The 23,145-nt window shown below is 72.3% G+C and carries 26 protein-coding genes, 1 tRNA gene, 1 pseudogene and 1 riboswitch; of the genes and pseudogenes, 5 read left to right on the top strand and 23 right to left on the bottom strand.

Features of this window, described 5'->3' with window-relative positions; all coding sequences use genetic code 11:
- Positions 1 to 39 precede the first annotated feature (39 nt).
- Positions 40 to 378, bottom strand: a complete 339-nt coding sequence (locus ACIQF6_RS11095; RefSeq protein WP_400892921.1) for a hypothetical protein — start codon at positions 376 to 378, stop codon at positions 40 to 42.
- 92 nt (positions 379 to 470) lie between these two features.
- Positions 471 to 1,334, bottom strand: a complete 864-nt coding sequence (locus ACIQF6_RS11090; RefSeq protein ID WP_400892918.1) for a Bax inhibitor-1/YccA family protein — start codon at positions 1,332 to 1,334, stop codon at positions 471 to 473.
- A gap of 172 nt (positions 1,335 to 1,506) precedes the next feature.
- On the opposite strand from ACIQF6_RS11090, the gene ACIQF6_RS11085 reads away from it, so the two are divergent.
- Entirely contained in the window at positions 1,507 to 2,034 is a 528-nt protein-coding gene (locus ACIQF6_RS11085; RefSeq protein WP_400892916.1) for a peptidylprolyl isomerase, read from the top strand.
- Positions 2,035 to 2,112: 78 nt separating this feature from the next.
- On the opposite strand, the gene ACIQF6_RS11080 is transcribed toward ACIQF6_RS11085, so the two are convergent.
- Positions 2,113 to 4,671, bottom strand: a complete 2,559-nt coding sequence (locus tag ACIQF6_RS11080) for an ABC transporter permease (RefSeq protein WP_400892913.1) — start codon at positions 4,669 to 4,671, stop codon at positions 2,113 to 2,115.
- Positions 4,672 to 4,717: 46 nt separating this feature from the next.
- Entirely contained in the window at positions 4,718 to 5,491 is a 774-nt protein-coding gene (locus ACIQF6_RS11075) for an ABC transporter ATP-binding protein (protein ID WP_043915787.1), read from the bottom strand.
- A gap of 337 nt (positions 5,492 to 5,828) precedes the next feature.
- Here ACIQF6_RS11075 and ACIQF6_RS11070 point away from each other — a divergent pair.
- Positions 5,829 to 5,913 (top strand) — tRNA-Leu (locus tag ACIQF6_RS11070).
- Between the two features lie 102 nt (positions 5,914 to 6,015).
- On the opposite strand, the gene ACIQF6_RS11065 is transcribed toward ACIQF6_RS11070, so the two are convergent.
- The 3 genes from ACIQF6_RS11065 to ACIQF6_RS11055 all read right to left on the bottom strand — a co-directional run bounded on the left by ACIQF6_RS11065 (position 6,016) and on the right by ACIQF6_RS11055 (position 7,688).
- Positions 6,016 to 6,480 carry a GNAT family N-acetyltransferase gene (locus ACIQF6_RS11065; RefSeq protein ID WP_400893888.1) on the bottom strand — a complete coding sequence of 155 codons (465 nt, stop codon included), beginning with the start codon at positions 6,478 to 6,480 and terminating at the stop codon, positions 6,016 to 6,018.
- Positions 6,481 to 6,693: 213 nt separating this feature from the next.
- Positions 6,694 to 7,473 (bottom strand): hypothetical protein, encoded by a 780-nt coding sequence (locus ACIQF6_RS11060; RefSeq protein WP_400892910.1) that lies wholly within the window; start codon positions 7,471 to 7,473, stop codon positions 6,694 to 6,696.
- Positions 7,474 to 7,481: 8 nt separating this feature from the next.
- A complete protein-coding gene (locus ACIQF6_RS11055) occupies positions 7,482 to 7,688 on the bottom strand; it encodes a hypothetical protein (protein ID WP_400892908.1) in 207 nt (68 codons plus the stop codon).
- 132 nt (positions 7,689 to 7,820) lie between these two features.
- On the opposite strand from ACIQF6_RS11055, the gene ACIQF6_RS11050 reads away from it, so the two are divergent.
- The gene (locus ACIQF6_RS11050) at positions 7,821 to 8,252 is read left to right on the top strand and encodes a DNA-binding protein (RefSeq protein ID WP_400892906.1); all 432 of its coding nucleotides are present in this window, start codon (positions 7,821 to 7,823) and stop codon (positions 8,250 to 8,252) included.
- Between the two features lie 163 nt (positions 8,253 to 8,415).
- Here ACIQF6_RS11050 and ACIQF6_RS11045 read toward each other — a convergent pair whose 3' ends face one another.
- The 7 genes and pseudogenes from ACIQF6_RS11045 to ACIQF6_RS11015 all read right to left on the bottom strand — a co-directional run bounded on the left by ACIQF6_RS11045 (position 8,416) and on the right by ACIQF6_RS11015 (position 16,236).
- A complete protein-coding gene (locus ACIQF6_RS11045) occupies positions 8,416 to 9,780 on the bottom strand; it encodes an NAD(P)/FAD-dependent oxidoreductase (RefSeq protein WP_400892903.1) in 1,365 nt (454 codons plus the stop codon).
- A gap of 400 nt (positions 9,781 to 10,180) precedes the next feature.
- A complete protein-coding gene (locus tag ACIQF6_RS11040) occupies positions 10,181 to 11,116 on the bottom strand; it encodes an exopolyphosphatase (protein ID WP_400892900.1) in 936 nt (311 codons plus the stop codon).
- Positions 11,117 to 11,250: 134 nt separating this feature from the next.
- Positions 11,251 to 11,745, bottom strand: a pseudogene (locus ACIQF6_RS11035) (DUF501 domain-containing protein); the annotation flags it as partial.
- A gap of 42 nt (positions 11,746 to 11,787) precedes the next feature.
- On the bottom strand, positions 11,788 to 12,225 hold the full coding sequence (locus tag ACIQF6_RS11030; RefSeq protein WP_400892897.1) for a septum formation initiator family protein: 438 nt from the start codon (positions 12,223 to 12,225) through the stop codon (positions 11,788 to 11,790).
- A 104-nt stretch (positions 12,226 to 12,329) separates the two neighbouring features.
- Entirely contained in the window at positions 12,330 to 13,619 is a 1,290-nt protein-coding gene (gene eno, locus ACIQF6_RS11025) for a phosphopyruvate hydratase (RefSeq protein ID WP_380467468.1), read from the bottom strand.
- Positions 13,620 to 13,844: 225 nt separating this feature from the next.
- Complete coding sequence (locus ACIQF6_RS11020; protein ID WP_400892894.1) at positions 13,845 to 14,552, bottom strand: transglycosylase family protein; 708 nt, start codon at positions 14,550 to 14,552, stop codon at positions 13,845 to 13,847.
- 3 nt (positions 14,553 to 14,555) lie between these two features.
- Positions 14,556 to 14,739, bottom strand: a riboswitch (cyclic di-AMP (ydaO/yuaA leader).
- Positions 14,740 to 14,991: 252 nt separating this feature from the next.
- Positions 14,992 to 16,236 (bottom strand): cytochrome P450, encoded by a 1,245-nt coding sequence (locus ACIQF6_RS11015; protein ID WP_400892892.1) that lies wholly within the window; start codon positions 16,234 to 16,236, stop codon positions 14,992 to 14,994.
- Positions 16,237 to 16,391: 155 nt separating this feature from the next.
- On the opposite strand from ACIQF6_RS11015, the gene ACIQF6_RS11010 reads away from it, so the two are divergent.
- Positions 16,392 to 16,811, top strand: a complete 420-nt coding sequence (locus ACIQF6_RS11010; RefSeq protein ID WP_400892890.1) for an SDR family NAD(P)-dependent oxidoreductase — start codon at positions 16,392 to 16,394, stop codon at positions 16,809 to 16,811.
- Between the two features lie 7 nt (positions 16,812 to 16,818).
- Here the strand turns inward: ACIQF6_RS11010 and ACIQF6_RS11005 are convergent, their stop codons facing one another.
- The 8 genes from ACIQF6_RS11005 to ACIQF6_RS10970 all read right to left on the bottom strand — a co-directional run bounded on the left by ACIQF6_RS11005 (position 16,819) and on the right by ACIQF6_RS10970 (position 22,145).
- Positions 16,819 to 17,817 (bottom strand): MazG family protein, encoded by a 999-nt coding sequence (locus ACIQF6_RS11005; protein WP_400892888.1) that lies wholly within the window; start codon positions 17,815 to 17,817, stop codon positions 16,819 to 16,821.
- A gap of 51 nt (positions 17,818 to 17,868) precedes the next feature.
- Positions 17,869 to 18,744, bottom strand: a complete 876-nt coding sequence (locus ACIQF6_RS11000) for a JmjC domain-containing protein (protein ID WP_400892886.1) — start codon at positions 18,742 to 18,744, stop codon at positions 17,869 to 17,871.
- A 40-nt stretch (positions 18,745 to 18,784) separates the two neighbouring features.
- On the bottom strand, positions 18,785 to 19,654 hold the full coding sequence (locus tag ACIQF6_RS10995; protein WP_400892882.1) for a JmjC domain-containing protein: 870 nt from the start codon (positions 19,652 to 19,654) through the stop codon (positions 18,785 to 18,787).
- 101 nt (positions 19,655 to 19,755) lie between these two features.
- Positions 19,756 to 19,956, bottom strand: a complete 201-nt coding sequence (locus ACIQF6_RS10990) for a hypothetical protein (RefSeq protein ID WP_400892879.1) — start codon at positions 19,954 to 19,956, stop codon at positions 19,756 to 19,758.
- 50 nt (positions 19,957 to 20,006) lie between these two features.
- The gene (locus ACIQF6_RS10985) at positions 20,007 to 20,207 is read right to left on the bottom strand and encodes a hypothetical protein (RefSeq protein ID WP_400892879.1); all 201 of its coding nucleotides are present in this window, start codon (positions 20,205 to 20,207) and stop codon (positions 20,007 to 20,009) included.
- Between the two features lie 50 nt (positions 20,208 to 20,257).
- On the bottom strand, positions 20,258 to 20,455 hold the full coding sequence (locus tag ACIQF6_RS10980) for a hypothetical protein (RefSeq protein ID WP_400892876.1): 198 nt from the start codon (positions 20,453 to 20,455) through the stop codon (positions 20,258 to 20,260).
- Between the two features lie 84 nt (positions 20,456 to 20,539).
- Complete coding sequence (locus tag ACIQF6_RS10975) at positions 20,540 to 20,938, bottom strand: hypothetical protein (RefSeq protein WP_400892874.1); 399 nt, start codon at positions 20,936 to 20,938, stop codon at positions 20,540 to 20,542.
- A 178-nt stretch (positions 20,939 to 21,116) separates the two neighbouring features.
- Positions 21,117 to 22,145: a response regulator transcription factor gene (locus ACIQF6_RS10970; RefSeq protein WP_400892872.1), complete on the bottom strand. Its 1,029-nt coding sequence runs from the start codon at positions 22,143 to 22,145 to the stop codon at positions 21,117 to 21,119.
- Positions 22,146 to 22,306: 161 nt separating this feature from the next.
- Here ACIQF6_RS10970 and ACIQF6_RS10965 point away from each other — a divergent pair, with 161 nt between their 5' ends.
- Positions 22,307 to 22,480, top strand: coding sequence for a hypothetical protein (locus ACIQF6_RS10965; protein ID WP_400892870.1), 174 nt, complete (start codon positions 22,307 to 22,309; stop codon positions 22,478 to 22,480).
- A 17-nt stretch (positions 22,481 to 22,497) separates the two neighbouring features.
- On the opposite strand, the gene ACIQF6_RS10960 is transcribed toward ACIQF6_RS10965, so the two are convergent.
- Positions 22,498 to 23,127 carry a SurA N-terminal domain-containing protein gene (locus tag ACIQF6_RS10960; RefSeq protein WP_400892868.1) on the bottom strand — a complete coding sequence of 210 codons (630 nt, stop codon included), beginning with the start codon at positions 23,125 to 23,127 and terminating at the stop codon, positions 22,498 to 22,500.
- Positions 23,128 to 23,145 lie beyond the last annotated feature (18 nt).

Below are 23,145 nucleotides of genomic sequence, written 5' to 3'. Positions count from 1 at the left end.
CCCGGGCGGATCGGCGCCCCGCTCTTTTTTGACGCGGCGTCAGGCGGTCCGGCGGTCGGTGTCCGCGAGGTCGGCGAGCGCGGCGGCCAGCGCCTCGGGGCGGTCGGCGGCGGCAGCGGCCAGGTCGTGGCCGGTGACGGCGAGCTGGTCGCCGACCGCGAACGCCCCGCAGTCGGGGACGGGCAGCGGCGGCAGGCCCTGCTGGGCGCGGGCGGCGTCGGCCAGCCGGCCGGCCAGCGCGAGTACCGCGGCGGCCCGCGAGGGGTGGCCGGGGACGGCGGCCAGCAGGCGGCTCTGCGGCATGGCCCGGAAGCGGTCGGCCAGCCGGTCCACGGCGGCGGTCAACTGGGCGGGGGTGGCGGGGTGGTGCTCGGACATGGCCCCGAGGGTAGCCAAGCCGGGGCCGGACGGAACGCGGCGGGCCCCGGAGGAGCATCCTCCGGGGCCCGCCGCGACTGCCGGCGCCGCGATCAGTCGTCGCCGCGCAGGATGGCGATCAGGCGCAGCATCTCCAGGTAGATCCACACCAGCGACAGCGTCAGACCGAAGGCGGCCCGCCAGGACTCGCGCTCGGGGGCGCCGTGGCGGATGCCCTCCTGGATCTCGTTGAAGTCGAGAGTCAGGAAGAACGCGCCGAGGGCGATGCCGACCAGGCCGACCACGATGCCCAGCGGACCGGAGCGGAACCCGAAGTCCGCGCCGAACATGGTGGCGATCAGGTTGACGAACATCAGGATCACGAAGCCCATCGCGATCGAGATGCCGATCCGGGTGTACCGCGGGGTGACCCGGATCTTTCCGCTCTTGTAGGCGATCAGCGTGGCCGCGAACACCGCGGTGGTGCCCAGCACGGCCTGGACGGCGATGCCCGGCAGCAGCGTGTTGAAGGCCTTGCTGATCGCGCCGAGGAAGAAGCCCTCAAGGCCGGCGTAGGTCAGGATCAGCGCGGGGTTGACGCTGCGCTTGAAGCTGATCACCAGGCCGACGATCATCGCGGCGACCGCGGCGACAACGGCGATCGCGTACTTCTCGACCGGGACCACGAACCAGGCCACCGCGCCGGTGGCGACCAGCGTGAGCAGCGTCATCGCGGTGCGGGCGACCACGTCGTCCAGCGTCATCCGGCCGGTCTGGGCCGGGCCCGCGGCCGGGGCTCCGTACATCTCGGCGAGCTGCTGGTCGGTCAGCGACTGCCCGCCGGCCTGCGCGTAGGCGTTGTTGGCGTACGGGTTGCCGTAGGCCTGCTGCCCGGCCGGCTGCGTGCCGAACCCCGCGTACTGGTTGTCGCGGGTGAAGGACCCCTCCCGCGAGAAGACCGGGTTTCTGCTTCTCATCACATTCCTTCCGGGGCGGCACGGCACCACCCATACAGAGCATAAGAGTAATGGTTTGGCAAAGTATTCCGCGTCAGCCGTGAGGAGGATCCCGTGTCGGCTGCGCGCAGGGCCCCCGAGAGGGCAGGGTGGGGGGCGCAACTGACACACGATCAGAAAGGCGGCCCCCCGGATGGCCGAGGAGCTGTACGCCACGCTCAAGACCAACAAGGGCGACATCGTGATCCGGCTGCTGCCGAACCACGCCCCCAAGACGGTCAAGAACTTCGTCGAGCTGGCGACCGGTGAGCGCCAGTGGATCGACCCGAACACCGGGCAGCCCAGCAACGCTCCGCTGTACGACGGCACGGTGTTCCACCGGGTCATCGAAGGGTTCATGATCCAGGGCGGCGACCCGCTGGGCAACGGCACCGGCGGCCCCGGCTACAAGTTCGCCGACGAGTTCCACCCGGACCTGGCGTTCACCAAGCCGTACCTGCTGGCGATGGCCAACGCGGGCCCGGGCACCAACGGTTCGCAGTTCTTCGTCACGGTCGGCCCGACCACCTGGCTGACCGGCAAGCACACCATCTTCGGCGAGGTCGCGGACGAGGCCAGCCAGAAGGTCGTGGACGCGATCGCCACCACCGACACCAACCCGCGCAACGACCGCCCGGTGCAGGACGTGGTGATCGAGAAGGTCGTGATCGAGACCCGCTGACCGCGGGCGCCCGGAAATGCCGCACCGCCCGCCCCCGGTGGTCCCGGAGGCGGGCGGTGCGGCGTTCCCGACGCCGGATCAGTCGGTCTTGATGCTGCTGAGGATGTCCATCCGGGAGGCCCGGCGGGCCGGCCAGAGGGCGGCGACGACGCCGACCACCGCGGCCAGCGCGAGGAAGAGCAGCACGCTGCCGTAGGGGATCGAGGTGGTCAGCCCGGTCAGGTCCGCGGCGAGCACCCGGGTCGCCGACCAGGCCAGGAAGACGCCGAGCCCCACGCCGATCAGGGCGCCGAAGAGCGAGATCACCACGGACTCGATGCGGACCATCCGCTTGATGCCGCGCCGGTCCAGGCCGATCGCCCGCAGCATGCCGATCTCGCGCTTGCGCTCGAACACCGACATCGCCAGCGTGTTGATCACACCGAGGACCGCGACCAGCACCGCCATGCCGAGCAGGCCGTACATGATGTTCAGCATCATCGTGATGATCCGGCTGAACTCGGCGACCTTGTCCTTCTCGGTCAGCACCTCGATCACCGGGTTGCTGCCGGTGGCCTCCTTGACGGCCTGCTTGAGCGCGGCGGTCTCGCCGTCCTTGCCCTTGACCAGGATCTCGGAGACGAACGAGTCGGGGTCGTGCTGGTCGATCAGCGCGTTGGGCGCGATGACCGGCGACAGGGTGGGGTTGCGCTCGAACACGCCGCCGACGGTGAGGTCCAGCGTCTTGCCGTCGGCCACCTCGGCCTTGACGGTGGAGCCCTGGCTCAGGTTGTGCTTGCCGGCGTACTCGTCGTCGACCAGGATCTGGCCCTGCTTCAGCGCGCCGGTCGAGCCGGACGCCATTTTCACCGTCACCAGCTGGTCGAAGGCGGCGGCGTCGAAGCCCTCGATCGCCCGGCTGTCCCCGTCGATCGTCCACATCACGTTGCCGACCGGGCTGACCGCGGTCACGCCGTCCGCCTTGGCGATCAGCGGCGCCAGGTCGTGCGAGAGCGAGTGATGGTTGGCCATCGAGACCGTGTAGTCGGCCTTCATCGAGCCGCTGACCAGGCGGGTGACCGTGCTGGTGACCGAGCTGCCGATCACCGTCACGGCGGTGACCAGGGTCAGGCCGATGGTCAGCGCGGCCGCGGTGCTGGCGGTGCGGCGCGGGTTGCGGACGGCGTTGCGGCGGGCCAGCTTGCCGGGGGTGCCGAAGACCTTGGCCAGCAGCGGGCCGACCAGGGCGACCACCGGCCGCGACAGCAGCGGCAGCAGGATGAACACGCCGATCAGGGTGAACGGGGCGCCGAGCTCCAGGAAGGCCTTGGCGCCGCTGCCCTTGGAGAACGCGCCGAGCAGGATCAGGGCGATGCCGCCGCCGGCCACCAGCGTGCCGATCGAGTTGCGGATCACCAGGCCGCGCTGGGTGCTGGGGAGGTCGCCGCTGCTCATCGCCGCCACCGGGGGAATCCGCGAGGCGCGGACGGCCGGGATCAGCGCGGACAGCACCGTCACCACGATGCCGATCACCAGGGTGCCGATCACGGTGACCGGGGCGATCACCAGCGAACCGGTGGGCATGCCGTCGTTCATGGCGTGCAGCAGGGACTGCATGCCGGCGCCGATGCCGATGCCGAGCAGCAGACCGGCCACCGAGGCGATCACGCCGATCAGCAGCGCCTCGATCAGCACCGAGTCGGTGACCTGCACGCGGCTCGCGCCGACCGCGCGCAGCAGGGCCAGCTCCTTCAGGCGCTGGGCGATCAGCATGGTGAAGGTGTTGACGATGATGAAGATGCCGACGAACAGCGAGATGCCGGCGAACACCAGCAGCATGCTCTTCATGCCGGTGACCGACTGGGCCACCATCTTGGACTGCTCGTCCGTGAGCTGCTGACCGGTCTCCAGGTCGAAGACGTCGCCGGGCAGCTTGGCCTTGGCCGCGTCCAGCAGCGCGCTCTCCGCGACGCCGGGCTTGGCGGTCAGCGCGATCGAGTTGTAGTGGCCGGGCTCCAGCAGCCGCTGCTGGGCGGTGGCGGTGTCCATCAGCACCAGCGTGCCGCCGGAGGTGACCTGCGGGTCGTCGGAGGTGAACACGCCGGTGAGCGTGGTGTCCTCGGCGGCGCCGTTGCCGGCCACCCGGACCTTGTCGCCGACCTGGTAGCCGGCCTTGTCGGCGGCCTGCTTGTTCAGCGCGATCTCGCCGGCCGCCTTCGGGCCGCGGCCCTGCACCATCTGGTAGCGCGAGTCCTGGCCGGAGGCGTCCGGGGCGAAGTTGGTGCCCTGGGAGCTCCACGCCTCGCCGATCAGGTTGCCCTTCTTGTCGGCGACGGCGGTGAAGCCGGTGACCACGCCGCGGACCCGCGCGGCGCCCGGCAGCGCGGTGAGGTCCTTCACGGTGGCGTCGGTCAGTGCGTCGCGCTTCTTCTGGTCGGCCGCCTGGGGGCCCTCGTCGGCGTTGCGGGACCACTTGTCGGAGACGAGCACCGAGACGTCGGAGTAGCTCTTGGAGTAGCTGTCGCGGACGGCCTGGCCCATGGTGTCCGAGAACACCAGGGTGCCGGCGACGAAGGCGGTGCCCAGCATGACGGCGAGTGCCGTCATCAGCAGTCGGCCCTTGTGGGCCAGCACGTTGCGCAGTGCGGTGCGATACATGGGGTCAGTCCTGGGGTGGTGTGGTCGGTCGGCTGCTGAGGGACCGTCAGCTGGTGCGGCCCTTGGCGTCGAAACGACGCATCCGGTCGAGGACCGAGTCCGCGGTGGGGTTGGTCAGCTCGTCGACGATCCGGCCGTCGGCGAGGAACACCACGCGGTCCGCGTAGGAGGCGGCCACCGGGTCGTGCGTCACCATCACCACGGTCTGGCCGAGCTCCCGCACCGAGTTGCGCAGGAAGGAGAGGATCTCGGCGCCGGAGCGGGAGTCCAGGTTGCCGGTGGGCTCGTCGGCGAAGATGATCTCCGGCTTGGAGGCCAGCGCGCGGGCGCAGGCGACGCGCTGCTGCTGGCCGCCGGACAGCTGCGCGGGGCGGTGCGAGAGGCGGCCGGACAGGCCGACCGTCTCCACCACGCGGTCCAGCCAGGCCTTGTCGACCTTGCGGCCGGCGATGTCCATCGGCAGCGTGATGTTCTCCAGCGCGGTCAGGGTCGGCAGCAGGTTGAACGCCTGGAAGACGAAGCCGATCTTGTCGCGGCGCAGCTTGGTGAGCTGCTTGTCCTTCAGGCCGACCAGTTCGGTCTCGCCGATGGTCGCCGAGCCGGAGCTGACCGTGTCCAGGCCCGCCATGCAGTGCATCAGGGTGGACTTGCCGGAGCCGGACGGGCCCATGATCGCGGTGAACTCGCCCTGGCCGAAGGAGACCGAGACGTTGTCGAGTGCGACGACACGGGTGTCGCCTTCGCCGTAGACCTTGTTGAGACCGGTGGCGCGGGCCGCCGCCAGACCGGTGTGGGCTGCGTACGCGGTCGAGGTGCTCACGAAGGGACTCCTGTCCGGGAGGTGCTGGGATCGTCACTGGGCGCGGTCCGCACAGGGCGTCGACCGCTACCTCATCCTCTCCTTTGTGATCATGGAAATTCGTCGCTCCGTCGAACGGTTGCCGCCCCGCCCGCAGGTGTACGACCGCCCCGGGGCCCTCCTCCTGCGGTATGACACCGTCCCCGAGAGCAGGGGGTGGCCGAGAACCGTCGAACGGTGGCCGAAATGACAGACGCTTCGTCAGATGGCATGGAAGCATGACAACTTCCGTCCCGGGAAATATGCGAAACCGTCGCCCGGCCGACTAGGCTCAGTAACCGAGCTCACGCGCTCCCAGGCCCAGATGGTGGAACGCAGACACGGGCAGCTTAAAACTGCTTGGCCGGAAGGCCGTGCCGGTTCGAGTCCGGCTCTGGGCACCAGTCTGCATATATGCCGTGACCTGCGGTGATGGCCTGACTACGATGCCCCCCGCGAGCCGGACGCCGGCAGGCGGCTGCGGCCGACCGCGCCGCGGGGGGAGGTCAGGCGGCGGAGAGGGACCGCACCATGACCGCGTAGACCGGACTGTCGGCGAACGGCTGCCGGTCGCCCACCTTCCGGTATCCCCAGCGCTCGTACAGGGCCTGCACCTTGGGGTGTTCGGTGTCGACCAGGAGCACGGCCAGGTGCTCCGGCCGGCCGCCGAGCAGTTCGTCGTGGAGGCGGGCGGCCGTACCGGTCTTGCGCCACCGCGGGCGGACCATCAGTTCGGAGACCGCGTACGTGCTGGACGCTCCGGGCGTCGGAGCCATGTGGTCCCGCCACCATTCGCGGCCGTCGGCGAGGGGCGCCCCGTAGGCGAAGCCGACGGGCCGGTCGTCGTCGTGGGCGACCACGCAGCTGAACCCGTCCATGCCGGTCCAGTGGTCGACGAACCAGGGGAAGCGCCGGTTGAACTCGTCGTCCATCGCGTCGGCGTAGGCGTCCGCGTGGACGGTGATCAGCATCTCGCGGAATTCGGCGGTCACTTCGTCGGCCCGGTAGTGGCGGAGGTGGATCACGTGGGGCTCCGTTCGGCGCGGCGGCGGTCCGCCCACTCTCGCGCGGCGGGGGCACCGGCGGAAGGGTGCCGGCGGCTCCGAGAACCGGGCCGTCGCGTCAGGGCTGTCGCCGGACCGTCACCACCCGGGCCGCACCGCGGCGAGTGGGCGCCGAGGCCGTCACCGGCGGACGTAATGGGTCAGGGCGTCGTGGTTGCCGAGCCAGCGGAGGGTGAGCGGGCAGCGGGCCACGGGGCGCCAGTGGGCGGCGAGTTCGGCGAAGAAGGCGTCGTCGGCGCAGAGGCCGCCGGGGCGGTCGCCGAGGTAGAGCAGGTGATCGCCGCGGTGGGCGCGCAGGGCGTGCCGGGCCATCGGGTCACGGTGCGGGGGCCAGATCAGGGCGAGGACCCGGTCGGGGTGCGCGGCGGCGTCGTCGGCGGCCCGGCCGGGGCGGACGTCCGTCCAGCGGAAGCGGTCGGTCCAGCCGTTGAGTTCGGTTCGGGCCTCGGCGTCGGTGGCCAGGACGTCGACGCCGCGGGCGCGCAGCCGTGCGGCCCAGTAGCCGCTGCCGGCGCCGACTTCGAGCAGGCCGCGGCCGGCCAGCCGGTCGGCGATCCAGTCGAGGGCGGTGCGGGTGACGGGGGCCCAGCTGTAGATCCGGGACAGCTCCTGGCGGCGCGGCAGCGGCGGGCCGACGTCCGCCGGGAGGTGGTCGAAGACCTCGACGACGGTGCCGTGCGGGGTGTCCCGGCGCAGGGCCGGGTACCAGAGCAGCGGCACCATCTGCGGGTTGTGGACGGCGAATTCCACGTCCGGTGCGGGCAGCAGCTCGCCGAGCTGCCGGAACGGCCGGCCCCAGCCGGGGTGGTGGAGCTCCCCGCGCTCGGCCCAGAGCCGGATCAGCCGCTCGGCGGTCCGCGCGACCAGCTGCGCCGCCGGCTCGTCGGCCGCTGCCCGCACCGCGGGCGTCAGAGCGCGACGTGGTCGGTGACGGACAGCGCCATGTGGTCCGGCACCACGAGGTCGCCCGCGGACTGCTGCACGGAGCCCTGCGCCACGGCGGCCGGGTCGGCCGGGGCGACCGTCCACTCCAAGCCGGAGCCGACGACGGCCGCGGCGGCCAGCGCGGTGGTGGCGGCGGCGATCAGGGCCGATTGACGGATGGTCAGTTCCATTGTGGTACCCCCAGGTTGACTGCTGACAGAGATCGCCATGCTAGGCGGCCGCACGGGTACGATCAATATCATAAACAGAACGTTCAACGTAATCCGTTGACGCCATACCGTTCACCGGCGCATGCTGGCCCGATGACCGACACCGACCCGTTCGCCCTCCCGGACCCCGAAGCCGCCCGCACCCAGCGCGTCTACGCCTCGCTGTTCCGGATCGCCGAGCGCCATGCCGCCACCGACGAGCAGCGCCGCCGCCAGACCAACCCCGCGATGCCCGCCCCGCACGAGGCGGTCCGGCTGGTCGCCTTCCTGCTCAGCGGCGCCGCGCTCGCCGAGGACGGCGAGCCGGAGGTGGACCGGGCCGACCTGACCGCCGCCCTCACCCTGCTCCCCCTGGTCCGGGCCGAACTCGACGAGCTGGAGGCCGGGTTGCTCACCATGGCCCGCGGCCGCGGGATGACCTGGCAGGAGATCGCCTTCGGCCTCGGCCTGGGCACCCCGCAGGCCGCCCGCCAGCGCCACGAGCGGCTGAACGACCGCACCGCGCCCGCCGAGGAGACCCGGTAGAACGCCCGAAGGCCCCCACCCGGCGGGGGTGGGGGCCTTCGTCAACCGATTGCTGTACTCCGCCCGGCACCAAGGCCGGCTGAGCACCACGGAGGACGTGGTCCGGCGGCGTTGCCGGGCGGAGGGCCTCCGACTCGTAACCCGAACTGGCGGGTCTGGTCGCCTACTTGCTGGACGCAAGCTCCTTCTTCGGCTCGGCCGCGGCGGCCGGCTTCGGCGGAGCGGTCGCCTCCTGGAAGGCGTCGAACGGCTTCTCCATCTCGGAGAGACCGACGGTCTCGCGCTTGAGGAACATCGCCAGCGTCCAGTCGGTGAAGACCCGGATCTTGCGGTTCACGGTGGGGACCATCGCACCGTGGTAGGCGCGGTGGAAGTACCAGGCGAGGCGGCCCTTGAGCTTGACCTTGCCGAACAGGATCGCCACACCCTTGTGCAGGCCGAGGCCGGCCACCGCACCGAGGTTCTTGTGCTTGTACTCGGCCTGCGGGAAGCCGCGCATGCCGGCCACCACGTTGTCGCCGAGGACGGCGGCCTGACGGACCGCGTGCTGCGCGTTCGGCGGGCACCAGGCGCCCTCGCCGGAGGCCAGGTCGGGGACCTGGGCGTTGTCGCCGGCCGCCCACACGTAGTCGAAGCCCTGGACCTGCAGGGTCGGCTTGGTGTCGACGTGGCCGCGCGGGCCGAGCGGCAGACCGAAGCGGTTGACGATCGGGTTCGGCTTCACGCCGGCGGTCCACACGATGGTGGAGGCGTCGAACTCCATGCCGTTCTTCAGCACCACGTGCTGGTCGACGCAGGAGTCCATCGAGGTCTCGATGTAGACCTCGATGTTGCGCTCCTCCAGGCGACCCTTGGTCCACAGACCCAGGTCGGGACCCATCTCGGGGAGGATGCGGTTGGCCGCCTCCACCACGACGAAGCGCATGTCGTCACGGCTGACGGTCTTGTAGATCTTGGCGGCGTCGCGCGCCATGTCCTCGATCTCGGCGACCGTCTCGATGCCGGCGAAGCCGCCGCCGATGACGACGAAGGTCAGCGCCTTGCGGCGGACGTCCTCGTCGGTGGTCGACTCGGCCTTGTCCAGCTGCGCCATGACGTGGTTGCGGAGGCTGATCGCCTCTTCCACCGTCTTCATGCCGATGCCGTGCTCCGCCAGGCCCGGGATCGGGAAGGTGCGGGAGACCGAGCCGGTCGCCACGACCAGGTACTCGAAGGGCAGTTCGTAGGAGTCGCCGGCCGCGGGCTGGATGGTGGCGACCTTGCGGGCGTGGTCCACCTCGGTCACGTGACCGGTGAGCACCTCCGCCTTCTTCAGGGCGCTGCGCAGGGGCGCGACGAGGTTGCGGGGGGCGACGTTGCCGCCGGCCGCCTCCGGGAGGAAGGGCAGGTACGTCATGTACGACCGCGGGTCGACGACCGTGACGGTCGCTTCGCCGTAGCGCATCTTCTTGAGGATGCGCATCGCGGCATACAGGCCGACGTAACCACCGCCGACAATGAGGATGCGAGGACGCTCCGTGGTGCTCATATCCGAAAGTATCCACCCCCGCCTGACGGGCCATTCGTGAGGCCCATCACAAGCTTCTGGACACCGGCTGCTACACTGCGCGCCCACACTTCCGGCCCGTCAGCTCCCGCCCGGCTCCGCCGGCCGCCGGCCGCGACCGCCGCGGCACTCAGTGCCGCGCTGAGCAGCAACGATCCTTGCGCCGCACGGGTTCCCGAGTGTGCTTTCGATTTCTGCGGCGTGAACGGCGGGTTGCCTGCGATCCCATGAACCACCCGCCCCGGACGCCTTCGGTCCCACATATCGGACGAACCGATCACCTCGCTGGGCCGAAAGGCCCGATCGCCATGTGAAGAAATTCACGAAGCTTCTTCCGGCGACACGCCGGGAGACCCGTTCCGGGCCTCCCGGCGCACCCGGATCAGGCGATCGACCAGGCGATGCCGTCGAGGATGTCGTGCTCGGAGACCAGCAGCTCGGCGGCGCCGGTGCGCTCCATGATCTCCAGCAGGACCAGCGCGCCGGCCGCGATCACGTCGACCCGGCCGGGGTGCATCACGGGGACGGCGGCCCGCTCGGCGTGCGAGGAGTGCAGCAGCCACTCGGCGGTGTCCCGGACCTGCTGGACGGTCAGCACCGCGTGGTGGATCCGCTCGGAGTCGTAGCCGGGCAGTTCCAGCGCGATCCCGGCGACCGTGGTCACGGTGCCGGCCAGGCCGACCAGGGTGGCGCCCCCGGTCAGCGGGACGCTCCGCTCGACGGCGTCCAGCGCGGCCCGGATGTCGACCCGGGCGGCGGCGATCTGCTCCTCGGTGGGCTGCCCGCTCGCGAAGTGACGCTCCGTCATCCGCACGCAGCCGATGTCCATCGAGTGCGCCGCCCGGACGTCCTGCTCGCCGAGCACGAACTCGGTGGAGCCGCCGCCCAGGTCGAACACCAGGTAGGGCGGGCGGTGCGGGCCGCCGAGCAGCTCGCGGGTGGCGCCGGTGAAGGACAGCCGGGCCTCCTCGTCGCCGCTGACCACGCTCGGGGTGATGCCGAGGATCTCCTTGACGCCGGCGGTGAACTCGGCGGCGTTCTCGGCGTCCCGGGAAGCCGAGGTGGCGACCATCCGGATCCGCTCCGGGCCGACGCCGTGCGCGGCGATGATCTCCGCGTACTCGCGGCAGGCCGCGAAGGTGCGGGCCAGCGCCTCGGGGTGCAGCCGGCCGGTGCGGTCCACGCCCTGGCCGAGCCGGACGATCAGCATCCGCCGGTCCAGGTCGACGATCTCGCCGGTCTCCGGGTCCAGGTCGGCGATCAGCAGGCGGATCGAGTTGGTGCCGCAGTCGATCGCGGCGACCCGGGTCGTGCTCACGATTCCTCGCTCTCCACTGCCTTCTTGGCCGCGCGCTCGGCGGTCAGCGCCTCCTTGGCCGCGATCACCGCGGCGTGGTCCTCGGCCTTGGCCCGGTTGCGGGCGACCCGGTCACCGGCCGCCTCGACCTCCTCGGGGCTGACGCAGGGGCCCTTGGCCCACCAGTCCTCCAGCATCCCGATCGCCTCGTCGCCGAGCGGGTTGACGCCCTCGCCGGCCGCCAGCGAGTGGCCGACCAGCACGTGCAGGCACTTGACCCGGTCGGGCATGCCGCCGGCGCTGGGGAAGCCCTCCAGCACCTCGATGGCGTCCCGGCGGGCGATGTAGTCCTCGTGCGCGGCCCGGTACGCGGCGGCGAGCTCCGGGTCCTCGGCGAGGCGGGCGGACTGCTCCTTCATCACGCCGTCCGCCTCCAGGGTGCCGATCAGCGAGGCGGCCTTGGGGCAGGTCAGGTAGTAGAGCGTCGGGAACGGCGTGCCGTCGGGCAGCCGGGGCGCGGTCTCCACCACGTCCGGGTTGCCGCACGGGCAGCGGTGGGCGACGGCGCGCAGCCCGCGCGGCACCCGGCCGAGCTGGGCGGCGATGGCCGCGACGTCGTGGTCGGAGACAGGAGGGTTCTGGTTGCTCATCAGCAGTCTGTTCGTCAGGTGGGGGCGGGTGGAGGGCGGGGATCAGGGGGCGGCGGGCGGTGCGGCGAGTGCGGTGTCGGCGGCGTCCACCGAGTCCCAGAAGGCGGAGTACCAGGGGCGGGCGGCCTTGGGGTGTCCGGTGGCGTCCGACCCGGACTGCTTCTCTCCCGGCGCGGGCGGCGGGGCGACCGAGACGAACGGGGTCTCGCCCGGCAGCGCGTAGTGCAGCCGTTCCCGGGCCTGGGCCTTTATGTACTCCGGGTCCTGCCAGCGGGCCCTGGCCCGGCGCAGCTCGTCGACCTGCTGGCGGGCGTGGTCGGCCTTGGCGCGCTGGTCGGCGATCTCACCGCGCTGCGCGATGTACTGCCGGGCCGGGTAGGCGAGTATCGCCACCAGTGAGCACAGCACGAGCACCAGCACGGTGGCCCGGCTGGTGAAGCGCGGGCGCGCCGCCAGTCCGGGGATCCTCCACTTGGCCATCTGGTCGCCCCTCCTGCGCATGCCGGTGCCCCGGCCCACCCTACGCGGTGGAGGCCGGGGCACCGGTCACAACAGGCGGCAGTACTCGTCAGCCGTTGCCGTGCCTACTTGTCCGCAGAGCGGAACCGGGGGAACGCGCCGCGGCCGGCGTACTCCGCGGCGTCGTCGAGGATCTCCTCGATGCGCAGCAGCTGGTTGTACTTGGCGACGCGCTCGGAGCGGGCCGGGGCGCCGGTCTTGATCTGGCCGCAGTTGGTGGCGACGGCGAGGTCGGCGATGGTGACGTCCTCGGTCTCGCCGGAGCGGTGCGACATCATGCAGCGGTAGCCGTTGCGCTGGGCCAGCTCGACGGCGTCCAGGGTCTCGGTCAGCGAGCCGATCTGGTTGACCTTCACCAGCAGCGCGTTGGCGGTGCCGGTCTCGATGCCCTTGCGCAGGCGCTCCGGGTTGGTGACGAACAGGTCGTCGCCGACCAGCTGGACCTTGTCGCCCAGCTTGTCGGTGATGGCCTTCCAGCCGTCCCAGTCGGACTCGTCCAGCGGGTCCTCGATGGAGACCAGCGGGTAGTCGGCGACCAGCTCGGCGTAGTACGCGATCAGGTCGGCGGCGGAGAGCGCCTTGCCCTCGAACTGGTAGGCGCCGTCCTTGTAGAACTCGGACGCGGCGACGTCCAGGGCGAGCGCGACGTCCTTGCCCGGGGTGTAGCCGGCCTTCTTGATGGCCTCGGTGATGAGGTCCAGGGCCTCGCGGTTGGAGTCCAGGTTCGGGGCGAAGCCGCCCTCGTCGCCCAGGCCGGTGGAGAGCCCGCGCTCCTTCAGCACGCCCTTGAGGGTGTGGTAGACCTCGACGCCCCAGCGGACGGCCTCGGAGAAGGACTCCGCGCCGATCGGGGCGATCATGAACTCCTGGATGTCGACGTTGGAGTCCGCGTGCGAGCCGCCGTTGAGGATGTTCATCATCGGGACCGGCAGCACGTGGGCGTTCGGGCCGCCCAGGTAGCGGAACAGCGGCAGGTCGCTGGCCTCGGAGGCGGCGTGCGCGACGGCGAGCGAGACGCCCAGGATGGCGTTGGCGCCGAGCGAGGACTTGTCCGGGGTGGCGTCCAGGTCGAGCATGGCCTGGTCGATCAGGCGCTGCTCGGTGGCGTCGTAGCCGACCAGCTCCGGGCCGATCTGCTCGATGACGGCGAGGACGGCCTTCTCGACGCCCTTGCCGAAGTAGCGGTTCTTGTCGCCGTCGCGGAGCTCCAGCGCCTCGAAGGCACCGGTGGAGGCACCCGACGGGACAGCCGCACGACCGGTGCTGCCGTCGTCGAGACCGACCTCGACCTCGACCGTGGGGTTGCCGCGGGAGTCGAGGATCTCACGGGCTACGACGACATCAATGGACGGCACGAGGCATCTCCTAGCGGAAGCGGATGTGTGGTCGTTACGCCCAGAGCCTAGCCGCAGACATGCCCACGGCCACGCCGGGCCGGGCCCCGTCTCACCGTGTGGCCCGGCTACTCACTGGTAGTTCACCTGTTTGCCCGCCGACGGGCCGTTCCGGGCGGCGCGAACTGCGCGGCGCGCGCCCGGAACGGACGGATCGTCAGCCCTGCCGGGCCCGGACGGCGGGCGTCAGATCGCCAGCTCCTGGCCGGGGACGATCAGGTCGGGGTCGGCGCCGATCACGCCCTGGTTCGCGCGGAACAGCTGCTCCCAGCCGCCGGACAGGTTCCGGGCGGCGGCGATCCCGGACAGCGTGTCGCCCTGCTGCACGGTGTACTTCCCGCCGACGGCCTGCTGCGTGGTGGCCGGCTTCGGGGTCTTGTAGCCCTGCTGCGGCTGCTGGGCCTTCGGGGCCTGCTGCTGAGCCTTCGGCGTCTTGGCCGCCTTGGTCGACTGCTGCTGCGGCGCGGTGGAGCGCTGCTGCGAGCGGGAGGCGGTGTCCTGGGAGGAGCTGCTGCCGCCCTTGGTCAGACCGGCCTTGGCCGAGCAGACCGGCCAGGCGCCGGGGCCCTGGGAGGCGAGCACCCGCTCGGCCACCGCGATCTGTTCGGCGCGGCTGGCCCGGTCGGCGCGGGACGCGTAGTCGCCGCCGCCGTAGGCGCGCCAGGTGGAGGAGGAGAACTGGAGGCCGCCGAAGTACCCGTTGTCGGTGTTGATGGCCCAGTTGCCGCCGCTCTCGCACTGGGCCACCCGGTCCCAGACGTCGGCGGAGGCCGCGTGCGCCCCGGTGGCGGACAGCAGCGGCAGGGCCAGGCCCACGGACGCCACGCCGGCGGCGGCGACGACCTTCTCGGCCTTGGTGCTACGGCGGTGGCGGCCAGTACCGGTGAACAGCATGGAACTTCCTCTCCGCACGCCTGCGAGGTGAGCTGTCGGGTTCGGACCGGGAGGCTGGCCCGGCCGCCGGGGAGGCGGGACGCGACTGCGTCCGCTCCCGGGCGGCTTCACCCCAAGCCGTCGGAACTGCTACGGCGTTCACACCTGGTTCCCCCGCTCCTGTCCGAGTTCCTGGTCGGTGTCCCGAGGGCGCGGCGGACAGGACTCGGCGTGCCGCGTTCGGGGCCCACAGCTGCGGGCAAATCGGAGAGTAAGCAGAGCTGACGAGCAATCACAAGCTCATATCACCGGTATCACGTCGAAATTACTGACCTTCACTTCTCGTACACAAACCGTCCATGTATGTCCGAATTTGCCCGGCCCGGGGGCGCACCACGCGCCCCTGCCAAGGCAGTTGACGCTTCCGTGCAGGAGCGGGGCGGCAGCGGTCGAAACCGGGTCAGCGGGGCGTGAAGGAGACCGGGAGCTCGCGCAGCCCGCGCATGATCAGCCCGCCCCGCCAACGGAGTTCGGCCGGGTCGGCGGCAAGTCGGAGATCCGGCAGCCTGGTGAGCAGTGTGCCGATCGCGCGCTGCCCTTCGAGCCGGGCGAGCGGCGCACCGATGCAGTAGTGGATGCCATGTCCGAAACCGAGGTGCGGATTGTCCGCGCGGGCCAGGTCCAGGGTGTTCTCGTCGGAGAACCGGGCCGGGTCGCGGTCCGCCGCCGCCAGCACCACCAGCACCGGATCGCCCACCGGGATGTCCACCCCGCCGATGCTCAGCGGCCGGGTGGCGAACCGCCAGGTCGCCAGCTCCACCGGGCCGTCGTAGCGCAGCAGTTCCTCGATGCCGGTCTCCAGCAGCCCGGACTCGCCGCGGGCCAGCGAGTCCTGGAGCAGGGTGCGCTGGTCCGGGTTGCGCAGCAGGGCGTAGACCCCGTTGCCGATCAGGTTGATGGTGGTCTCGAAGCCGGCGAACAGCAGGATGAAGGCCATCGCCGCGGCCTCGTTCTCGCTCAGGTGCTCGCCGTGGTCACTGGCCCGGATCAGGCCGGAGATCAGGTCGTCGCCGAGGTCGGCCCGCTTGCGGTGGATCAGGTCGGCGAGGTACCCGCGGATCTGCTTGACGGCCCGCCCCACTCCCCCGCGCTTGCCGCCGGTGTGGCGGATCATCATGCCGGCCCAGTCCCGCAGGTCGTCCTGGTCCTCGGGCGGGACGCCCAGCAGGTCGCAGATCGCGTAGATCGGCAGCGGGAAGGCGAACTCGTGGATCAGGTCGGCCTCGCCGCGGGCCGCGAAGGAGTCGATCAGGCGGTCGGTGAGCTGCTGCACCCGCGGTTCGAACTCGGCGACCCGGCGCGGCGTGAACGCCTTCGACACCAGGCGGCGCAGCCGGGTGTGGTCCGGCGGGTCGATGTTCAGCAGGTGGGTCATCAGGTCGGCCTGCCGCTCGCCCGGGATGCCCACCCGGCCGGTGCGGTGTGCCTGTTCGCTGTGGTGGGCAGGGTTCTTGGAGAGCCGGGAGTCGGCCAGCGCCTGCCGGGCGTCCGCGTACCGGGTGACCAGCCAGGCCTCCACGCCGCTGGGCAGCGTGGTGCGGTGCACCGGGGAGTGCTCCCGCAGCCAGGCGTACGCCGGGTACGGGTCGGCCGCGAACTCCCAGGTGAAGAGTTGCGGGTGGGCGGCGTGGGGCTGATCTGGCATGTCTTGACCGTATCTGGAACCGCCGTCGCGTGAGTCTGGTCACCTGGCGGGTAATTGCTGTTGCGGAGTATCGGGGCGAGCCTACGATCCTCCGCATGAACCACAGTGGGCGGCGTGCGGACCGTCCGCGGTTCGCTCTGAGAGGGGAGCAGACCATGCGAGTAGCCGGTGCAGTGGTGGTCATCGCGGTGCTCGACGGAGGCGAGGGGGCCGACCTGGCCCGCCGGTTCTCCGCCGCCGGAGCCGCCGGCCTGCTCATCGCCGACCTCCGGCCCGGTGTCGCCGAGGACCTGGCGGCCGAACTCGACCGCCCCGGCTGCCCGGTGGTCGGGGTGTCCGGTGACATCCACCACCCTGCCGACATCGCGGCGCTGGTCGACACCGCCGCCAAGCACCTCGGTCCGATCGACCTGTTCGCCGTGGCCGGCCCGGACGGCGAGCGGATCGTCCAGCTCGACGAGCTGACGGGCCACCTCGACCCGCTGGCCGAGGTGCTGGCGCTGGTCGGCGAGGCGATCGGCGAGGTCGTCCCGGCCCGGCGCCGCCCCGTCACGGACGTCCCGCTGGCGAGCTGAGGCCCGGTCAGTCCGTTCCGGGCAGGCCCTCCGCGGCCCGCACCGACCGGCGGTAGCGCCGGGCCGCCGCCCGCAGCGCCGCGTCCACGTCCACACCCTGGTCGTAGCCGCGCTGGGCGACCGCCAGCAGCAGGTCGCCGGCCGACTCGGCGGTGAGCTCGGCGGGCAGTTCGTACGGCGCGTCCGGCACGCCGGTGAACTTCGCCCGGCGCACCCGGGAGACCAGCTTCGCCGCGTAGGCCAGTGCGGGCAGGCCCGCCGGCACGCCGTCCAGCACCGATTCGCGCTGCTTCTCGGCGGCCTTCAGCTGCTCCCAGTTGGCCTCCGTCTCGGCGGAGTCCCGGACGTCGACGTCGCCGAACACGTGCGGGTGGCGGTACATCAGCTTCTCGACGATGTCGCCCGCCACGTCGTCGATGGAGAACGGGTCCTCGCCGTGCTCCTCGGCGATCCGGGAGTGGAAGAACACCTGGAGCAGCACGTCGCCGAGCTCCTCGCGGAGGGTCGGCCGGTCGTCCTCCTCGATCGCCTCGACCAGTTCGAACGCCTCTTCGACCAGGTACTTCACCAGGCTCCGGTGGGTCTGCTCGGCGTCCCACGGGCAGCCGCCGGGCGAGCGCAGGCGGTCCATCACCGAGACCAGGTCGAGCAGCCGGGCGCCCGGCAGGTCGTACGAGCCCGGCAGCACCTCGATCTCCGGGTGCTCGCCGGCCTCCTCCACCGCGATCCGGGCCAGCGCGTCGGTCAGCCCCGGGTCGCCGTCCGGGCTCTCCAGCCACACCGCGGGGGCCTCGGCGAGCAGCTGCCGGGCCAGCGCCGGGGCGGTGCCCCGTTCGATCACCCGGGGCTCGACGCCGGCGGCGCGCAGCGCGGGCAGCTGCGGGTGGTCGGCGGTGCCGACCAGCACCGCGGGCGCCGAACGGAGGGCCTCCCAGGCGGGCCAGGCGAGCAGGCCGGGGGCGACGCGGTGGGTGGTGGTGAGCAGGATCAGCTTCGGAGTGTCCACGGTTCCGAACCTACAGCGCCGCGGTGCGGGGTGGACCAGCGGTTTTCCCGGTCACGCCGCGGGCTGCAGCATGATCTGGCGGGTGACGGCCAGCAGGTCCGCGGGGGTCAGCTCGGCCAGCAGCGCGGCGGCGTGCTCGATCAGCGCGGTGGCGGCCGCGGTGAGCGCGGCGTCGTCCAGCGGGCGGCCCGGCAGGGCGAGGCTGTCGGTCAGCAGGCTCTGCGCGACGGTGTACAGGTTGGCGCTGGCCGCCTCCCGAACGGTCAGCGACAGGTGGGTGGACGGCGCGCCCTCCTCGGCGCGGGCGCGGTGCGCGAACCCGCGCGGCACGTACAGCACCTCGCCCGGCCGCAGCACGGTGTCGAGCAGCACCTCGCCCGGGTCGCCGTCCTCCCGGTCGGGCACCCAGTTGCCGTCCGCGGGCCCGCCGTGCACCCACCAGCGCTTGGCCCCGGAGATCTGCACCACCAGCACGTCCGCGTCGTCGCGGTGCACCGGGCGGCCCTGGGTGCCGGGCGGGGTGTGGAACCAGAACGCCTCGACCGGCCGGCCGAGCTCGGCGGCCAGGCCGCGGGCCAGCGTGCGCACCCCGTCGTGCCACTGGTCGACGTAGCGCAGCAGCAGCGTCGCCCGCTCGTCCCGGATCAGCGCCCGCACGGCCGCGCCGTCGGCGTACCCCCTGACCACTTCGCCGAGCACCACCCGGGGCGGGCAGAACCGCTCGGCGGGCAGGTGGGCGTCGCGCTGCACCAGGCCCAGGTACGGCACCTGCAGCAGGCCGTGGTCGAGCAGCCGGTCGAGTTCGGCGGCGGGCAGCACGTCCACCGGCGGGTGCGCGGGGCGCAGCACGGCGGGGGTGGTGCGCCACAGCTCGGTGCGGAACTGCTCCTCGTCCGCGACGAAGCGGCTCAGCCAGGTCTCGGTCATGGTCGGGTCTCCCTCGGGTGCGGTCTGCTCGGGCGGTGGCTCAGGCGGTGGGGCGGCTGCTGTACGCGGCGTGGCGGGCGGCGGCGACCAGCTCGGCGGGGTCGGCGGTGGCGATCCGGGTGCGCAGGTGGTCGAGCAGGTGCGCGCCGGTCTCCAGCAGGTCGTCCTCGCCGTGCGGACGGGCGGGCAGTTCGAGGCCCGCGGCGAGCAGGGTGCTCAGCTGGGTCCGCAGGTGGACGGTGCAGGCCTCGCGCAGTGCGATCGTCAGGTGCAGCGAGGGGCCGTCCTCGGTGGCGCGGGCGGTGTGGGCGTAGCCGTTGGGCACGTACAGCACCTCGCCGGGGTGGACGACGGTGTCCAGCAGGCACGGGCCCGGCTCCGGCTCGCGGACCGGCTGCCAGTCGGGGTCGGTCGGCCCGCCGTACACCTGCCAGTGCTTGTGGCCGCTGAGCTGGACGACCAGGATGTCGCCCTCGTCGCGGTGCACCGGGCCGTGCCGGCCGGGCTGCGAGTAGAACATGAACGCCTCGGTGAGCCGGCCCAGGCTCTCGGACAGGCCGGTGGTGAGCGCCCGCACCTCCGGGTTCCAGTGGTTGAGGTAGCGCAGCTGCAGCGTGGCGTTGCGGTCCTCGATCAGTGCCCGCACCCGCGCCGGGTCGAGGCACCCGTCCAGCGCCCGGCCGGCGATCACCCGCGGCGGGCAGTACTCCTCCTCCGGCACGGCCCCCTCGGCGGTGAACAGGCCGGCGTACGGGTTGCGCAGCGTGCCGGTGTCGATGATGTCGAACAGCCCCTGCACGGTGAGCACTTCGGTGGGCGGATCGAGGGGGCGGAGCACCACCGGGCCCCGGCGCCAGTGCTCGCGCAGGAAGGTCTCGGGGTCGTCGACGCAGCGTGCCAGCCAGTCCATGGCGAGTTCCTCTCCGATGTCCGTGCGGGACGGGGAAGTTGGGGTCTGACGCGGGGCGCCGGCAGCGACAGTGCCGACGGCGCCCCGGGGCGATCGGTCGATCAGATGACGTCGGGGTGGCACTCCTGGCAGCGGTCCGGCGTCACATGCCCGGCACTCAGGTGCGACACCGTCGCCGCCTGGGCGGAGGCGGCCGGCGCGAACACCGCACCACCCACAGCGGCGGCGACCGCCACCGACAGCGCGGCCTGACGGGCCAACGCAACGAACTTCGACGCGGACTCGGTGCTCTGAACACCCATGACACAACTCCTCTACGAGAAACGGAACTTGACGGGGACGGGGCGGTCGATCAGATGACGTCGGGGTGGCACTCCTGGCAGCGGTCCGGCGTCACATGCCCGGCGCTCAGGTGCGACACCGTCGCCGCCTGGGCGGAGGCAGCCGGCGCGAACACCGCACCACCCACAGCGGCGGCGACCGCCACCGACAGCGCGGCCTGACGGGCCAACGCAACGAACTTCGACGCGGACTCGGTGCTCTGAACACCCATGGCAGAACTCCTCTTCGAGAAACGGGACTTGACGGGGACGGGGCGGTGGGTCAGATGGCGTCGGGGAAGCAGCCGTCGGGGCCCGGGCAGATCTTCTGCGGCGTCGTGTGGCCGGCGGTCGCGGCCTGGGCGGAGGCGGCCGGCGCGAACACCGCACCGCCCACGGCGGCGGCGACGGCCACCGACAGCGCGGCCCGGCGGGCCAGCGCGGCGAACTTCGACGCGGACTCGGTGCTCTGAACACCCATGACGGGGCTCCTTCTCCGGGGTGGATGAATCGGGATGAATCGGGCTCTCCGGGGCGTGCTTCGCCCCGCGGCGCGGCGTGGAGGTCAGGCGGTCGGGATCCGCAGGGCCAGGGGTTCGGCCCCGGGCCGGCACTGGAGGTCGCAGCCGCAGCCCGGGGGCAGCAGCAGCCAGTGGCCGGAGAGCAGCCGGACGCCCGGGTGGGCCCCGGCACCGGCGGGTCGGACCCGGCTTCCGCCGCGGTGCTGGAAGAGCAGCAGGCTGCTGCCCTCCGCCGCCGCGAGCCGCCGGACGGGCCGGCTCGGGGCGGGCTCCACGGGGCGGCCGAGACGGTGGCGCAGGGTCTCGGCCCAGTGGTCGGCGCCCGACGGGCTGCGGCCCTCGGTCCACAGCAGGGCCGGGCCGGTGCCGAGGCGGCGGTTCAGGAAGGCGACGACCTCGTGCTCCGGGTCGGTCGGACGGTCCTCGTCCTGTCCCCACTGCACTGCGCCACCCCCGTTCCCGCTGTCCGGTGGGGCCCGGTGTGCCCCGCTGACATCCATACTGCGGGGCACGGGAGTTGACCGACAGTCACGCGATGACGGTCCCGGGGCGGCGGTAACGGGCTGCCGGTAACGGGCTGCCGGTAACGGGCTGCCGGTAACGGGACCGCGTGACACGCGGTCAGTCGTCGAGCAGGCCGGCCCGTGCGGCGGCCACGCCCGCCTGGAAGCGGCTCTCGGCGCCCAACTCGACCATGATGTCGGCGATGTGGCGACGCGCGGTGCGCAGCGACATGCCGAGGCGGCGGGCGATCGCCTCGTCCTTGAGGCCGGCGGCGAGCATCCGGACGATGGTGCGGTCGAGTTCCTGGGAGACCTGTTCGAGGCCGTCCTCGGCCGCGGCGGCGAACGGGCGGGCGAGCGACCAGGCCTGCTCGAAGATGCCGCAGAGGTAGGCGAGCATCGCTTCCTGGCGGACCACCAGTGCGCCCCAACTGCCGTCGCTGAGGGGCAGGAAGGCGAGTTCGCGGTCGAAGACGATGAGCCGGCCGAACAGCTCGTGCGCCGTGCGGTATTCGGCGCCGAGCGCGGTCGCGGCCTCCACGTAGGCCTGGCTGGGGCCGTTGAAGCGCGCGGTGTGGTGGTACAGGGTGCGCATCCGGACGCCGCGGCCGAGCAGGGCGCGGTCGCGGCGGAGGGCTTCCTCCATCGCGTCGGGCACCCGGGAGCCGCCGCCGGGCTGGCTGGTGATCACTTCGCTGCGGCACTCGGCGGAGGCCCGGTCGAGCGCGGCGCGGACGTTCAGCAGGTCGGCGATCACCTCGATCTCACCGGTGCTGCCGACGGTTTCCCGCGCGGCCTGGTAGTGGGACAGGAAGCCGGCCACCTGGGCCTGGCGTTCGGCCAGGTCGGCGCGGCTGCGCTGGATCGCGGCCTCGACGGGGGCGGCGAGGGCGGCGATCGCGGCCTGCGGGGGCATCGCCCGCCAGCGTCCGGCGTCGGCGGGGTCGGGCTGGAGGAGCTGCCAGGCGGTCAGCCGGCCCAGGGCGTCGGCGGCGTCGGCCGGGTCGAGTCCTTGGCAGGTGAAGTGTCCGGCGAGGGCGGCGGCGTCGAGGCGGCCGTTCTCCAGCACCCAGGCGTACGCGGCGGCGTCGGCCGGGTCCGGTACGAACTCGGCTCCGGTGCACGGAGTTTGGGCCGACAGGTCCATTTTCGTCCCCCGGTCATCTTGCTGCCAGAGCAGTTGGTGAGGTGGCCGCGCAATGGTTCGGGCACCCGGCGCTCGCCATGCTGGTTCCAGGCGCGGAGCCCCGGATCGGGGCTCCGGCGCCGAGATCCCTTCATTCTTCCCGTTCCCAGGAGGACTCCGCCATGAAGCGTTTCGCCCGTACCGTCGCGTTCGCCGGTCTGCTGCTCGCGCTGGCCGGCGCGGCGCCCGCTGTCGTCGCGGCCGCGCAGTCCGGGCCGTCGACGGTGGTGCGGGCGGGCGACACGTCCTGGGGCGGCGGCTGCGAGCTGCCGCTGTGCCAGCCGTACCCGTACTGAGCGCGGCCGGCCTCCGGTCAGAGCGGGCGGACGTTCATCGGCAGCCAGTTGTCGGTGGTGTCGGTGAGTCCGATCCGGGCGGTGTCCCACGTCCCGTAGCGCGGGTTGACCTTGATGTGCAGGGCGGTCCCCGCGTCCACCAGGGCCTTGCGGATCGCGGCGTCGCCGGCGGGGCCGGCCGGGTCCTGGCCGTCGGCCAGCTTGGCGAGGCCCAGCTGCTGGCGGTAGAAGTCGTCGATCCCGTTCGCCGGGACGCCCTGCTTGACCCGCAGCAGTTCGGCCAGCTTGGCGTCGCCGCCCACGGTGCGGCTGTCCGCGGTCCGGGCGGTGCCGATCTCGCTCGCCTCGACCGTCAGCCGGCGCTCCGTCAGGGCCCGGGCGATGACCTTGTCGAGGATCAGGTCGTTGACGGCGTGCCGGGCCAGCCCGGGCTGCTCGTTGGCCGCCGGGGCGCCGGCCTGCGCGGTGCCGCCCTCGCGGACCGCCGACATTCTGGCCTGCACCTCGGCGATGGTGATCCGCTCGTCGCCGACCACGGCGGCGGCGCCCTGGTGTGCCGGCGCCCCGCCGCAGGCGGTGAGCGCGGCGGCGGCGACCGCCACGCCGATGGCGGCGCGAAGTCGTCGGACGGAGCTGGTGCGGATCACTGGGGCCTCCTGGTCGAT

Source organism: Kitasatospora sp. NPDC092948, assembly GCF_044754805.1.
GTDB lineage: Bacteria > Actinomycetota > Actinomycetes > Streptomycetales > Streptomycetaceae > Kitasatospora.
Note: the sequence above shows the minus strand (reverse complement) of the source record. Positions and strands in the feature narration are given on the sequence as shown.